Origin of the sequence: Allobrachymonas denitrificans DSM 15123, assembly GCF_900110225.1 — a bacterium.
Classification (GTDB): domain Bacteria; phylum Pseudomonadota; class Gammaproteobacteria; order Burkholderiales; family Burkholderiaceae_C; genus Brachymonas; species Brachymonas denitrificans.
Window position 1 is genome coordinate 1,188,777 of the sequence record NZ_FOCW01000001.1, and the last position, 13,320, is coordinate 1,202,096.

The following is a 13,320-nucleotide window of genomic DNA, read 5'->3' on the forward strand; positions in this document are numbered from 1 at the left end:
CGGCTGACAGGGCCGTTTCCCTCTGGTGTGTCAGCAGCGCGCAAGAAAATATGTCACATAATGCTGCAATATAAAAATACGGATGCAAGGAGCCCTCATGCAAAGTTACGCAGACTTTCATCAACAATCCCTGAGTGACCGGGATGCCTTCTGGGCCGAACAGGCCAAGCGCATCGATTGGGAAACGCCTCCGCAGCAAATCTGCGATTACAGCAATCCCCCGTTCGCACGCTGGTTTGTTGGTGGCAAGACCAACATCTGCCATAACGCCGTCGATCGTCATGCTGCCCAGCGTCCCAATGACGCCGCACTGATCGCCGTTTCCACCGAAACCAATACCGAAAAGACCTACAGCTTTGCCGAGCTGCAGCGTGAAGTCGAGCGCATGGCCGCCACGCTGCTGGATCTGGGCGTGCAGCAGGGCGATCGTGTGCTGATCTACATGCCCATGATTGCCGAAGCCTGCTTCGCCATGCTGGCCTGCACGCGTATCGGTGCCATTCATTCGGTGGTGTTCGGCGGCTTTGCTTCCGGCTCGCTGTCCACGCGCATCGATGATGCACAGCCCAAGGTCATCGTGAGTGCCGACGGTGGCTCGCGTGGCGCCAAGCCCGTGCCCTACAAGCCGCTGCTGGACGAAGCCATCAACCTGGCTCAGCACAAGCCGGCAGCCGTGCTTCTGATCGACCGTGGCCTGACGCCCATGAACCTGGTTGAAGGTCGCGACGTGCTGTGGGGCGACATGCGCGCCAAGCACATGGATGCCCAGGTGCCGTGCGTCTGGCTGGATTCCACGGCTCCCAGCTACACCCTGTACACCAGCGGCACTACCGGCAAGCCCAAAGGCGTGCAGCGTGACACCGGTGGCTATGCCGTGGCACTGGCGACCAGCATTCCCTACATCTACGGCGGCAAGCCGGGCGAAACCTTCTTCTCCACCAGCGATATCGGCTGGGTGGTGGGCCACAGCTACATCATCTATGGCCCGCTGCTGGGCGGCATGGCCACCATCATGTACGAAGGCCTGCCCACGCAGGGCTTCGACCACCAGCCCGATGGCGGCATCTGGTGGCGTCTGGTCGACAAGTACAAGGTCAGCGTCATGTTCAGCGCGCCCACTGCCATCCGCGTGCTCAAGAAGCAGGATCCGGCGCACCTGACCAAGCATGACCTGTCCAGCCTCAAGGCCCTGTTCCTGGCCGGCGAGCCGCTGGATGAGCCCACCGCCAAGTGGATCTCCGACGGCCTCAACGGCAAGCCCATCATCGACAACTACTGGCAGACCGAAACCGGCTGGCCGATTCTGGGCATCTCCAACGGCATCGAAGGTGTGGAAAAGAACCAGCCGCGCTTCGGCAGCCCGGGCTTCCCCACCTACGGCTACAACGTGCGCCTGGTGGACGAGGCTACCGGCCTGGCTGTCGAGGGCGACGATGCCAAGGGTGTGCTGGTGGTCGAAGGCCCGCTGCCTCCCGGCTGTCTGCAGACCGTGTGGGGCGATGACAAGCGTTTCGTCAGCACGTACTGGAACAAGATGGAAGACGCCGCCACCGGTGAAGGCCGCTGGGTGTACAGCACCTACGACTGGGCGCGCCGTGATGCCGATGGCTACTACTTCATCCTGGGCCGTACCGACGACGTGATCAACGTGGCCGGCCACCGCCTGGGCACGCGCGAAATCGAGGAAAGCATCGCCGCGCATCCCAACGTGGCAGAAGCCGCCGTGGTGGGTGTTGCCGACGACGTCAAGGGACAGGTTGCACTGGCTTTCGTCACTGCCAAGTCCTCCGAAGGCCTGGATACTCCTGAAGGCATCAAGAAGATGGAGCAGGAAATCATGCGCCAGGTCGATGGCGACCTGGGTGCGGTGGCACGTCCTGCACGCGTCATGATCGTGACTGCGCTGCCCAAGACACGCAGCGGCAAGCTGCTGCGCCGTGCATTGCAGGCCGTGGCCGAAGGCCGCGATCCCGGAGACCTGACCACGATCGATGACCCGTCTTCGCTGATGGCCATCAAGAGCATGGTCTGACACCAACAGGGCAGGCAGACCGGCAACGGTCTGCCTTGCGGCCAGCGTTGCATCACGGGCAAAGTAAGCGCGTGGTCAGTCAAACGGTGGCACAATACTCGCCTGACTTGTGAGGTTGCACTCCCCAGTTTGGCGCAACGCATCCGCGTTCCGCACATCCTTCCCAGTCACTGTCGCATCCGCCAACCGGTTCAGCCGTGTCGCGGAAGGTTTTCCCAACCAGCTAATGTGCCCTGAAGGGGCACGGAGGTAAGCGCAAGATGAGCGATTCATCGATTTTCAAGGCCTATCAGGGCAACACGTACCTGTTCGGCGGCAACGCTCCGTACGTCGAGGAGATGTACGAGAACTATCTGGCCAACCCTGGCAGCGTGCCGGACAGCTGGCGCGAGTATTTCGACAACCTGCAGCACCTGCCTGCGGTCGACGGCACCAACAGCCGCGACATTCCGCACATGCCGGTGATCAATGCATTTGCCGAGCGTGCCAAGCAGGGCGGTACCCAGGTGGTGTTTGCCAACCCCGACGTCGAGCTGGGCCGCAAGCGCACTGCCGCGCAGCAGCTGATTGCTGCCTACCGCAACTCCGGCACCCGCTGGGCCGATCTGGATCCGCTCAAGCGCAGCGAGCGTCCCGACATTCCCGAACTGGATCTGGCGTTCTACGATTTCACCGATTCCGATCTGGAAACGGTGTTCAACACCAGCAACACCTTCTTCGGCAAGGAACGCATGGCACTGCGTGACTTGCTGAACGCCCTGCGTGAAACCTACTCCGGCACCATTGGCGCCGAATTCATGCATACCAGCGACTTCAACCAGAAGCGCTGGTGGCAGCAGAAGCTGGAGTCTTCGCGCGGCAAGCCCCAGTTCAACACCGAGAAGAAAAAGCGCATCCTTGATCGCCTGACGGCAGCCGAGGGCCTCGAGCGTTTCCTGCACACCAAGTACGTGGGCCAGAAGCGCTTCTCGCTGGAAGGCGGCGAGAGCTTCATCGTGGCCATGGACGAACTGATCAACCAGGCCGGCGCCAAGGGCGTGCAGGAAATCGTGATCGGCATGGCTCACCGCGGCCGTCTGAACGTGCTGGTCAACACGCTGGGCAAGATGCCGCGTGACCTGTTCGCAGAATTCGACCACACCGCCCCCGAAGACCTGCCCAGCGGCGACGTGAAATACCACCAGGGTTTCAGCTCCGACGTCTCCACCGAAGGTGGCCCGGTGCACCTGAGCCTGGCGTTCAACCCGTCCCACCTCGAAATCGTCAACCCCGTGGTGGAAGGCTCCGTGCGCGCCCGCATGGACCGCCGCAAGGATCCCCAGGGCAAGCAGGTGCTGCCCGTGCTGGTGCACGGCGATGCCGCCTTTGCCGGCCAGGGTGTGGTCATGGAAACGCTGGCACTGGCCGAAACGCGTGGCTACCACACCGGCGGTACCGTGCACATCGTCATCAACAACCAGATCGGTTTCACCACCTCCGATCCGCGCGACAGCCGTTCCACGCTGTACTGCACGGATGTGGTCAAGATGATGGACATCCCGGTGCTGCACGTGAACGGTGATGATCCGGAAGCCGTGGCACTGTGCATGCAGTGGGCCATGGAATACCGCAGCGAGTTCCGCAAGGACGTGGTGCTGGACATCGTCTGCTACCGCAAGCTGGGCCACAACGAGCAGGATACCCCCATGCTCACCCAGCCGCTGATGTACACCAAGATCGCCAAGCATCCCGGCACGCGCAAGCTGTACGCCGACAAGCTGTCTGCCCAGGGCATGGGCGAGACGCTGGGCGACGACATGGTCAAGGCCTACCGCGCCGCCATGGATGAAGGCCGCCACACGGTCGACCCGGTGCTGAGCCACTTCAAGAGCAAGTACGCCGTCGACTGGACGCCCTATCTGGACAAGAAGTGGACCGATGCCGGTGACACTGCCATTCCGGTCACGGAATGGAAGCGTCTGGCCGAGCGCATCACCACCGTTCCCGAGAACTTCAACGTGCACCAGCTGGTCAAGAAGGTGCTGGATGACCGCGCCGCCATGGGCCGTGGCGACATTCCGGTGGACTGGGGCATGGGCGAGCACATGGCGTTTGCCTCCCTGGCTGCCAGCGGCTTCCCGGTGCGTCTGTCCGGCGAGGATTGCGGTCGTGGTACCTTCACGCACCGTCATGCCGTGCTGCATGACCAGAAGCGCGAGAAGTTCGACGAGGGCATCTACATCCCGCTGCAGAACATCTCCGAGAACCAGGCTCCGTTCGTCGTGATCGACTCCATCCTGTCCGAAGAGGCAGTGCTGGGCTTCGAATACGGCTACGCCTCCAACGACCCGCAATCGCTGGTGATCTGGGAAGCCCAGTTCGGCGACTTCGCCAACGGTGCCCAGGTCGTGATCGACCAGTTCATCGCCTCCGGCGAAGTGAAGTGGGGCCGCGTCAACGGCATCACGCTGATGCTGCCGCACGGCTATGAAGGCCAGGGCCCGGAACACAGCTCGGCCCGCCTGGAGCGTTTCATGCAGCTGGCCGCCGACGCCAACATGCAGATCGTGCAGCCGACCACGGCCAGCCAGATCTTCCATGTGCTGCGTCGCCAGATGGTGCGCAACCTGCGCAAGCCGCTGATCATCATGACGCCCAAGTCGCTGCTGCGCAACAAGGATGCCACGTCGCCGCTGTCCGAGTTCACCAAGGGCTCGTTCCAGACCGTCATCCCCGAGCAGAACGCCGACGTGCAGAACAAGGCCGACAAGGTCAAGCGCGTGCTGGTGTGCTCCGGCAAGGTGTACTACGACCTGGTCAAGAAGCGCGAAGAGCGCAAGGATCACGACGTCGCCATCCTGCGTGTGGAACAGCTCTATCCGTTCCCGCACAAGGCGTTTGCGACCGAACTCAAGAAGTACCCCAACCTCCAGGAAGTGGTGTGGTGCCAGGACGAGCCGCAGAACCAGGGCGCCTGGTTCTTCGTGCAGCACCAGATCTTCGAGAACATGGCTCCGGGCCAGAAGCTGGGCTATTCCGGCCGCGCCGCCTCTGCCTCTCCGGCAGTGGGTTACGCGCACCTGCACCAGGATCAGCAGAAGTCGCTGGTCGAAGGTGCCTTCGCCCGCCTCAAGGGCTTCGTGCTGACCCGCTGATGGGCCGCTGGTAATTACTTCAAAGATTCAAGAGAAAGAACAAGATCATGGCTATCGTAGATGTGAAAGTTCCGCAGCTGTCCGAGTCCGTTGCCGAAGCAACCATGCTGCAGTGGAAGAAAAAGCCCGGCGAGGCCGTCGCCGTTGATGAAATCCTGATCGAGATCGAGACCGACAAGGTCGTGCTCGAAGTGCCCGCCCCCGCAGGCGGCGTGCTGGCCGAGATCATCGAGCAGGACGGTGCCACGGTTACCGCCGAGCAACTGATTGCCCGTATCGACACCGAAGGCGTGGCTGGTGCCGCTCCGGCCGCTGCTGCTCCGGCAGCCGCACCCGCAGCGCCTGCTGCTGCAGCTCCAGCTGCTCCTGCCGCCGCTGGTGGCAGCATGGCCGGCGTTGCCATGCCCGCAGCTGCCAAGCTGATGGCCGACAACAACCTGGCTGCCGGTTCCGTGCCGGGTACCGGCAAGGATGGCCGCGTCACCAAGGGCGACGTGCTGGGTGCCGTGGCTGGCGGTGCCAAGGCCGCTCCTGCTGCCGTCATCCCGACCGGCGTGCCGACCTCTGCACTGCCGCAGGCTGCCGCTCCGGCCCCCAACCTGGGCGACCGTCCGGAACAGCGCGTGCCGATGACCCGCCTGCGTGCCCGCGTGGCCGAGCGTCTGCTGCAGTCCCAGTCCACCAACGCCATCCTGACGACGTTCAACGAAGTCAACATGGCGCCCGTGATGGAAATGCGCAAGAAGTTCCAGGAGAAGTTCGAGAAGGAACACGGCGTCAAGCTGGGCTTCATGAGCTTCTTCGTCAAGGCTGCCGTGGCCGCCCTGAAGAAGTACCCGGTGCTGAACGCCTCCGTGGACGGCAATGACATCGTCTACCACGGCTACTTCGACATCGGTATCGCCGTGGGCAGCCCGCGTGGTCTGGTGGTGCCGATCATCCGTAACGCCGACCAGATGAGCTTTGCCGACATCGAGAAGAAGATTGCCGAATTCGGCGTCAAGGCCAAGGACGGCAAGCTGGGCATCGAAGAGATGACCGGTGGTACCTTCTCCATCTCCAACGGTGGCGTGTTCGGTTCCATGATGTCCACCCCGATCATCAACCCGCCGCAATCCGCCATTCTGGGCGTGCACGCCACCAAGGATCGTGCTGTCGTCGAGAACGGCCAGATCGTGGTGCGTCCGATGAACTACCTGGCCATGTCCTATGACCACCGCATCATCGACGGCCGCGAAGCCGTGCTGGGCCTGGTCACCATGAAGGAAGCGCTGGAAGATCCGGCTCGCCTGCTGTTCGACATCTAAGCCATTGCATGGCATCAAACGGGTGGCACTGCCGCCCGTTTTTGTAATTGACAAAAGGATTTGATCATGTCCCAACAATTCGACGTCGTCGTCATCGGTGCCGGCCCCGGCGGTTACATTGCAGCCATTCGCGCTGCGCAACTGGGCAAGAAGGTTGCCTGTATCGATGAATGGAAAAACGCCAAGGGCGGCGCAGCCCCCGGCGGCACCTGCACCAACGTGGGTTGCATTCCGTCCAAGGCGCTGCTGCAGAGCTCCGAGCACTACGAGCATGCCGCGCATCACTTCGCTGACCACGGCATTTCCGTCAAGGGCCTGTCCATGGACGTGGCCAAGATGATTGCCCGCAAGGACGAGGTGGTCAAGCAGAACAACGACGGTATCCTGTACCTGTTCAAGAAGAACAAGGTCACCTTCTTCCACGGCCGTGGTTCCTTCGTGAAGGCAGTTGAAGGCGGCTACGAAGTGAAGGTTTCCGGCGACAAGGAAGAAACCATCACCGGCCAGCACGTCATCGTGGCGACCGGCTCCAATGCCCGTCCGCTGCCGCAGGCTCCGTTCGACGAGGAAAACATCCTCTCCAACGATGGCGCACTGCGCATCGGCGCTGCTCCCAAGAAGCTGGCAGTGATCGGTTCCGGCGTGATCGGCCTGGAAATGGGTTCCGTGTGGCGTCGCCTGGGGGCTGACGTGACGATCCTGGAAGGCCTGCCCACGTTCCTGGGTGCAGTCGACGAGCAGATCGCCAAGGAAGCCAAGAAGGCTTTCGACAAGCAGGGTCTGAAGATCGAGCTGGGCGTGCAGGTGGGCGACATCACCACCGGCAAGAAGGGCGTGAGCATCGCCTACAAGAACGCCAAGGGCGAAGACCAGAAGCTGGATGCCGACAAGCTGATCGTGTCCATCGGCCGCGTGCCGAACACCAACGGCCTCAACCCCGAAGCCGTGGGCCTGCAGCTGGACGAGCGCGGTGCCATCGTGGTGGACGGCGACTGCAAGTCCAACCTGCCCAATGTGTGGGCCGTGGGTGATGTGGTGCGTGGTCCGATGCTGGCGCACAAGGCAGAGGAAGAGGGCGTTGCCGTGGCCGAGCGCATTGCCGGCCAGCATGGCCACGTGGACTTTGCCCTGGTGCCCTGGGTCATCTACACCAGCCCCGAAATTGCCTGGGTTGGCCGTACCGAGCAGCAGCTCAAGGCGGATGGCGTGGCCTACAAGGCCGGCACCTTCCCGTTCATGGCCAACGGCCGTGCACGTGCGCTGGGTGACACCACCGGCATGGTCAAGTTCCTGGCCGATGCCACCACGGATGAAATCCTGGGCGTGCATATCGTCGGCCCGATGGCGTCCGAACTGATCGCCGAAGCCTGCGTGGCCATGGCCTTCCGCGCCAGCAGCGAAGACATCGCCCGCATCTGCCACGCTCACCCGAGCCTGAGCGAATCCACCAAGGAAGCGGCCCTGGCGGTCGACAAGCGTACGCTGAACTTCTGATGTCGGATGCGTTGAAGGACGGACCGGTCGCGCGCGTCTACCAGCGGGAGCTGGCCGCGCGCGGCTTCCAGAGTGATCCGGCACAGCTCCGCGCCATTGCGGCGCTGGAGCGTTGTGCCGACGAATGGACCCATTACAAGAGCAAGCGTTCCAGCAAGCTCAAGAAGATGTTCAACAACCCGCCAATTCCGCGCGGGGTCTACATGTATGGCGGCGTGGGTCGCGGCAAGAGCTTCCTGATGGATTGCTTCTTCGAAGCCGTGCCGATCAAGCGCAAGACACGCCTGCATTTCCACGAATTCATGCGCGAGGTGCATCGCGAACTCGGCAAGCTGCAAGGCACCGAGAACCCGCTGGACGCACTCGGCAAGCAGATGGCCAGGCGCTTCAAGCTGATCTGCTTTGACGAATTCCATGTGGCTGACGTGACCGACGCCATGATCCTGCACCGCCTGCTGGTGGCGTTGTTCGAGAATGGCGTGGGCTTTGTCACCACCTCCAACTTCAAGCCGGATGACCTCTATCCCAATGGCCTGCACCGCGATCGCATCCTGCCCGCGATCGCTCTGCTGAACCAGCGGCTGGAGGTTCTGAATGTCGATAACGGCACCGACTATCGCCAGCGCACGCTGGAAAAGCTGCATCTGTACCTGACGCCGCTCACGCCCGAAACCGATGCCGAACTGAACGCGGCCTTCGACAAGCTGGTAACCGGCAAGGACGAAGAACCGGTGTTCCATCTGGCTTCGCGCCAGATTCAGGCGCGCCGCCGAGCGGGTGATGTGATCTGGTTCGACTTCCGCGAGTTGTGCGGCAAGCCGTGTTCGCAGAACGACTACCTCGAGGTCGCGACGGAGTTCCATACCGTGGTGTTGTCCGGCGTTCCCGAGATGAACGAGAGCATGGCCTCGATTGCACGCCGTTTCACTCTGCTGGTGGACGTGCTGTACGATAGGCGGGTAAAACTTGTGATCTCCGCGGCCGTGCCGCCCGCACAGCTCTACACCAAGGGCATGCTGGCCCATGAGTTCGTGCGTACGGTGTCCCGGCTGGAAGAAATGCAGTCGGCCGAATACCTGGCGCTGGAGCATCGCGCGGTGGATATTTCCCTGACCTGAGGCATTTTCCTGCATGCATTGTTTTCGGCACATTCCGGCCCGGTCCTGTCTGGCAGCAGTCGGGCTGGTGGCGCTGGCCTTTCTGGCTGGCTGTACCCCTCCCAAGCTGCCGACCCTCGAGGCAACGGTGGAGGAGGTTCCTTTTCTCGGGCAGCAGCTGACGCAGGAGCAGATTGCCGAATGGCGTGACAAGGTGGCGCAGCACCGTGCGGCCATCGAAGCGCGCCATGCAACGGAAAAGGTGGAGTGCTATCAGCGCTTCTTCGTCAACCGCTGTCTGGCAGAGAGCCGCACGGCTTACCGGCTTGAGGAAAGTGTGCTGCGCAAGCAGGATCTGGAACTCAACCGTCAGGAACGCCTGCTGAAGGAAATTGATCGCCAGCTGCGCATCCAGCAGAATGCGCAGGATGCCGCGTCGGCTGCCGCTGCCCTGACCGTTCCCCCGGCGGCTGCGCCTGCCGCTTCGGCTCCTCCGCGTTGAACGGACAGGCGCTCCCCGGGCAGCGGTCGCTCCGCACATTATTGTTCTCTTTCCTCTCATGGCCGACATCACCACCCATTACCAGGACCACAGCTTGCTGATTCGCGTCAGCGACGCCATCCATGGGGCTTCGGCCCCGGAACTGTTCGTCAATCTGGTCGAGATCCTGAGTGAGGCCGAACGCAGCGAGGATGTCCGCAGCATTGTGTTGGCAGGGTACCAAGGCTTTCTGCCTACACTGGAGTTGCCGGCAGCGCTGTCGGCGGCCGATGCGCAGGCCTGGATCGAAGGCTGGCACTCCGTGCTGGATGCAGTGGATACGGGCAGCAAGCCGGTGACAGCCGTGCTGGAGGGGGGTGTCTCTGCCATGGGGTTCGCACTGGCGCTGGCCTGTGAGCGCGTTGTGGCCAGCCGGTCGTTGCGCCTGCTGCTGGAATCGGGGCAGAACGGAGTGGGGTCCGGCCTGAGCTGGTTTCTGGGTCAGCGGGTTCCGCAGGCTCTCGCGAGCCAGATCCTGTTCGGCAGCGTGGCGCCGGTGCAGCCCGAGCGTCTGTTGCAGGCAGGCCTGGTGGGCATGTTGACGGAGCAGGGCGAAGCGCTGGATCATGCCTTGGCCGATGCTGCCTGCCTGAACCGGCATGCGCCGCAAACCGTGCAACTGGCACGTGAACTGCTGCGTCAGGCGCCGACCCAATCCCTGCACGCCCAGCTGGAGGCAGAGCGCCACTTGCTGTGGAAGCTCCAGCGCCAGTCATCCGGCCGCTGATGTCCGATTGTTTGACACCGGCAGGGAGCAACTCCGGACAAGAAGTGGCGCAGAGCACACTGGAACAGCAGGTGCTGGACTTTTTTGCGCCTGGCGGGCCATTGGCCGAGCATGACCCTCATTATCGCGAGCGTAGCGGGCAACGGCACATGGCGCTGGCGGTCGCGCGCGCCATCGTGGAACACGATGCACTGGTAGTCGAGGCGGGCACGGGGGTTGGCAAGACCTTCGCCTATCTGGTGCCGGCATTGCTGGCCGGTGAGCGCGCGCTGGTTTCCACGGCAACCAAGACCCTGCAGGACCAGCTGTTCACACGGGATCTGCCCTATCTGGCCAATCTGCTCGGCTTGCCGCTGCGGCTGGCCCTGCTGAAAGGGCGGGGCAGCTATTTATGCCTGCACCGGCTGCATCAGGCGAGACATACGGTCCTGCGCTCCGATGGCGCCTTGCTTCACACCATCAGCCGCATCGAACGGTTCGCGCAATCCACCCGCACGGGTGACCTGTCGGAGCTGGAAGGGCTCGACGAACGCTCTCCGGCCATCCCGCTGGTGACCTCCACGCGTGACAACTGCATTGGCAGCACCTGCGATCACTTCAGGCAATGTCACGTCAATGTGGCCAGGCGCGAAGCTCTGGCGGCGGATGTGGTGGTCGTCAATCACCACCTGTTTTTTGCCGATCTGGCTGTGCGCGAATCGGGCATGGCTGAGCTGTTGCCCTCCGTGCATACCGTGATCTTTGACGAGGCGCATCAACTGAACGAGATTGGCACCCAGTTCATGGGCATGCAGCTGGGCAGCGGTCATGTGCTCGATCTGTGTCGTGATCTGCTGGCGACCGGGATGCAGTCGGCACGCGGTCTGGCGGACTGGCAGACGCTGGCACGCCAGCTTGAGCAAGCGGCGCGTGAACTGCGCCTGGTGGTGGGCCAGCGCCCTGCAGGCACCAAGCTGCGTTGGACGGAGTCCGTGCCGGATACGCTGAACCCCGACGAATGGCCGGGCGCGCTGCGGGCACTGCGTACTGCACTCGAGGATGCGGCTTCGGCTCTGGACATGATGTCCGAACTCGGCCCGGATTTCGTGCGCCTGCATCAGCGGGCCACCGCCATGCAGGAACGCATCGATCTGTTCCAGCAACCCTGCCCGCCAGATGCCGTGCGTTGGCTCGACGTTTCGGCTCAGCTGCGTCTGGTGCAATCTCCGCTCGATATTGCAGAGACGGTTCGCACGCGGATGCTCAAGCGCAAACAGTTGCCTGTTCAGGAGAGGGAGCCGGAATCCGCCTGGGATGAACCTCAAGTAATACATGAAGTTCAATCCGAGAAATTACATGATGATCATCGCATAAAACAGGGTAGAACCTGGATTTTTACCTCTGCGACGCTTGGTGATGAACCTCAATTGCGCTGGTTTACCGAGCCGTGCGGCATGCAGGATGTCGCAACGCTGCAGGTGGAAAGCCCGTTTGCCTACGCTACCCACGCCTCGGTCCATGTTCCCCCTGATTTGCCTCTGCCCAATGCGCCAGAGCATCCGGCCGCCGTGGCCAGGCTGGTGGCGGAGGCTGCCAGCCAGATTGGCGGCCGTACGCTGGTGCTGACCACGACCTTGCGCAGTCTGCGTGTTATCGGCGAGGCGCTGCGACGCCGTTTCGAGGGCGGTGACAGCATCGAGGTGCTGGTGCAGGGAGAGTCGACCAAGCGTCGCCTGATAGAGCGCTTCCGTCTGGGCGACGATGAGGGACGCCTGCCTGGATGCATCCTGGTGGCGTCAGCCTCCTTCTGGGAAGGGGTGGATGTGCCGGGAGACGGCCTGCAACTGGTGGTGATCGACAAGCTGCCGTTCCCGCCACCGCAGGACCCCTTGGTGGAAGCGCGTTCGCGCCGGCTGGAGCTGGAAGGACGCAGCCCGTTCCGTGATTATTTTCTGCCGGAAACGGCCGTGATGCTCAAGCAGGGAGCAGGGCGACTGATCCGGCGCGAAAACGATACCGGGGTCCTGATCGTGTGCGACCGGCGCCTGCTGCAGATGAGCTATGGCAATCGCCTGCTCAAGGCATTGCCGCCCATGCGCAGGCTTGCCAGCCGCGAAGAGCTGGATGCCGCGCTGCAGGCCATGGCCTGCAGGCACGGGAAGGACTGATTACCAGAGTTTCCAGAAGGACTTGCGCTGCGCGGCGTAGCCTTTTTCGAGATAGCGGCTTTCCGGGAAGTTCTGGGCCAGCACGCGCTGGGCATCGTCACGGGGCTGCTCCAGACCCAGACGGTCGTAGGAACTCATCAGGATGGCCAGTGCCTCTTCCTGGGCAGGGGTGCCCTGGTAATTGCTGATGGTGGATTGGGCACGGTTGGCAGCGGCCACATAGGCGCCGCGCTTGAAGTAGTAGGAGGCAATCGCCACTTCCGACTTGGCCATGGCATTGACGATGTACGTCATGCGCTTGCGGGCGTCAGCCGAATAGCGGGAATCGGGGAAGCGCGTGACCAGTTCGCGGAAGGCCTCGAACGAGTCCTTGGCGGCCTGCATGTCTCGCTCGGCCAGATCCTGCGTGCTCAGGAAGGTCAGCCAGCCTTCCTTGTTGTTGAAGTTGACCACGCCCTTCATGTACATGGCGTAGTCCAGCGCCGGACTGGAGGGGTTGAGGCGGATGAAGCGGTCAAGCGTGGCACTGGCTTCGGCAATGTCGCCATTCTGGAATTGCGCATAGGCCTTTTCCAGTTGGGCTTGCTGGGCCAGCGGCGTACCCGCCGCGCGACCTTCCAGGATGTCGTAAAGCGGGATGGCCTGGTCGAGCGAGCCGGAACTGCTCTCGCTGCGGGCTTCGCTGTAGATCTTGTTGGGGCTCCAGCTGGAGGTTTTCTCCTGCAGTGTGGGCGGAGAGGAGCATGCGGACAGCAGCACTGCCATGCAGCCGGCCAGCAGGGCCGGACGGTAAACGCGGGATAATGAACCGGTATGCATTGTTTTTTGCATGGAATAGGGC

General features: G+C 62.6%; 9 protein-coding genes. 8 read left to right on the forward strand and 1 reads right to left on the reverse strand.

The window, feature by feature from the left end; translation table 11 throughout:
• Positions 1–97 precede the first annotated feature (97 nt).
• The 8 genes from BMW28_RS05505 (at position 98) to BMW28_RS05540 (ending at position 12,479) form a co-directional block, all read left to right on the forward strand.
• Positions 98–2,032: a propionate--CoA ligase gene (locus BMW28_RS05505; protein ID WP_091814823.1), complete on the forward strand. Its 1,935-nt coding sequence runs from the start codon at positions 98–100 to the stop codon at positions 2,030–2,032.
• Positions 2,033–2,292: 260 nt separating this feature from the next.
• Positions 2,293–5,166, forward strand: a complete 2,874-nt coding sequence (locus tag BMW28_RS05510; protein ID WP_091814825.1) for a 2-oxoglutarate dehydrogenase E1 component — start codon at positions 2,293–2,295, stop codon at positions 5,164–5,166.
• Between the two features lie 47 nt (positions 5,167–5,213).
• Positions 5,214–6,473 carry a 2-oxoglutarate dehydrogenase complex dihydrolipoyllysine-residue succinyltransferase gene (odhB, locus tag BMW28_RS05515; protein WP_091814828.1) on the forward strand — a complete coding sequence of 420 codons (1,260 nt, stop codon included), beginning with the start codon at positions 5,214–5,216 and terminating at the stop codon, positions 6,471–6,473.
• A 66-nt stretch (positions 6,474–6,539) separates the two neighbouring features.
• Positions 6,540–7,967 carry a dihydrolipoyl dehydrogenase gene (lpdA, locus tag BMW28_RS05520; RefSeq protein WP_091815555.1) on the forward strand — a complete coding sequence of 476 codons (1,428 nt, stop codon included), beginning with the start codon at positions 6,540–6,542 and terminating at the stop codon, positions 7,965–7,967.
• Positions 7,967–9,085, forward strand: coding sequence for a cell division protein ZapE (gene zapE / locus BMW28_RS05525; protein WP_091814831.1), 1,119 nt, complete (start codon positions 7,967–7,969; stop codon positions 9,083–9,085). The genes lpdA and zapE overlap by 1 nt, the downstream gene beginning before the upstream one ends.
• A gap of 13 nt (positions 9,086–9,098) precedes the next feature.
• The gene (locus tag BMW28_RS05530; protein WP_143280548.1) at positions 9,099–9,566 is read left to right on the forward strand and encodes a hypothetical protein; all 468 of its coding nucleotides are present in this window, start codon (positions 9,099–9,101) and stop codon (positions 9,564–9,566) included.
• 58 nt (positions 9,567–9,624) lie between these two features.
• Positions 9,625–10,332: an enoyl-CoA hydratase-related protein gene (locus BMW28_RS05535; protein WP_091814837.1), complete on the forward strand. Its 708-nt coding sequence runs from the start codon at positions 9,625–9,627 to the stop codon at positions 10,330–10,332.
• Positions 10,332–12,479, forward strand: coding sequence for an ATP-dependent DNA helicase (locus BMW28_RS05540; protein ID WP_091814840.1), 2,148 nt, complete (start codon positions 10,332–10,334; stop codon positions 12,477–12,479). The genes BMW28_RS05535 and BMW28_RS05540 overlap by 1 nt, the downstream gene beginning before the upstream one ends.
• Here BMW28_RS05540 and BMW28_RS05545 read toward each other — a convergent pair whose 3' ends face one another.
• On the reverse strand, positions 12,480–13,310 hold the full coding sequence (locus BMW28_RS05545) for an outer membrane protein assembly factor BamD (RefSeq protein WP_407640932.1): 831 nt from the start codon (positions 13,308–13,310) through the stop codon (positions 12,480–12,482).
• Positions 13,311–13,320: the final 10 nt, after the last annotated feature.

Bases quoted from the DNA above. Each gene is read 5' to 3' on its own strand.
- BMW28_RS05505 (WP_091814823.1), top strand. From the start codon at position 98: ATGCAAAGTTACGCAGACTTTCATCAACAATCCCTGAGTGACCGGGAT.
- BMW28_RS05510 (WP_091814825.1), top strand. From the start codon at position 2,293: ATGAGCGATTCATCGATTTTCAAGGCCTATCAGGGCAACACGTACCTG.
- odhB (WP_091814828.1), top strand. From the start codon at position 5,214: ATGGCTATCGTAGATGTGAAAGTTCCGCAGCTGTCCGAGTCCGTTGCC.
- lpdA (WP_091815555.1), top strand. From the start codon at position 6,540: ATGTCCCAACAATTCGACGTCGTCGTCATCGGTGCCGGCCCCGGCGGT.
- zapE (WP_091814831.1), top strand. From the start codon at position 7,967: ATGTCGGATGCGTTGAAGGACGGACCGGTCGCGCGCGTCTACCAGCGG.
- BMW28_RS05530 (WP_143280548.1), top strand. From the start codon at position 9,099: ATGCATTGTTTTCGGCACATTCCGGCCCGGTCCTGTCTGGCAGCAGTC.
- BMW28_RS05535 (WP_091814837.1), top strand. From the start codon at position 9,625: ATGGCCGACATCACCACCCATTACCAGGACCACAGCTTGCTGATTCGC.
- BMW28_RS05540 (WP_091814840.1), top strand. From the start codon at position 10,332: ATGTCCGATTGTTTGACACCGGCAGGGAGCAACTCCGGACAAGAAGTG.
- BMW28_RS05545 (WP_407640932.1), bottom strand. From the start codon at position 13,310: ATGCAAAAAACAATGCATACCGGTTCATTATCCCGCGTTTACCGTCCG.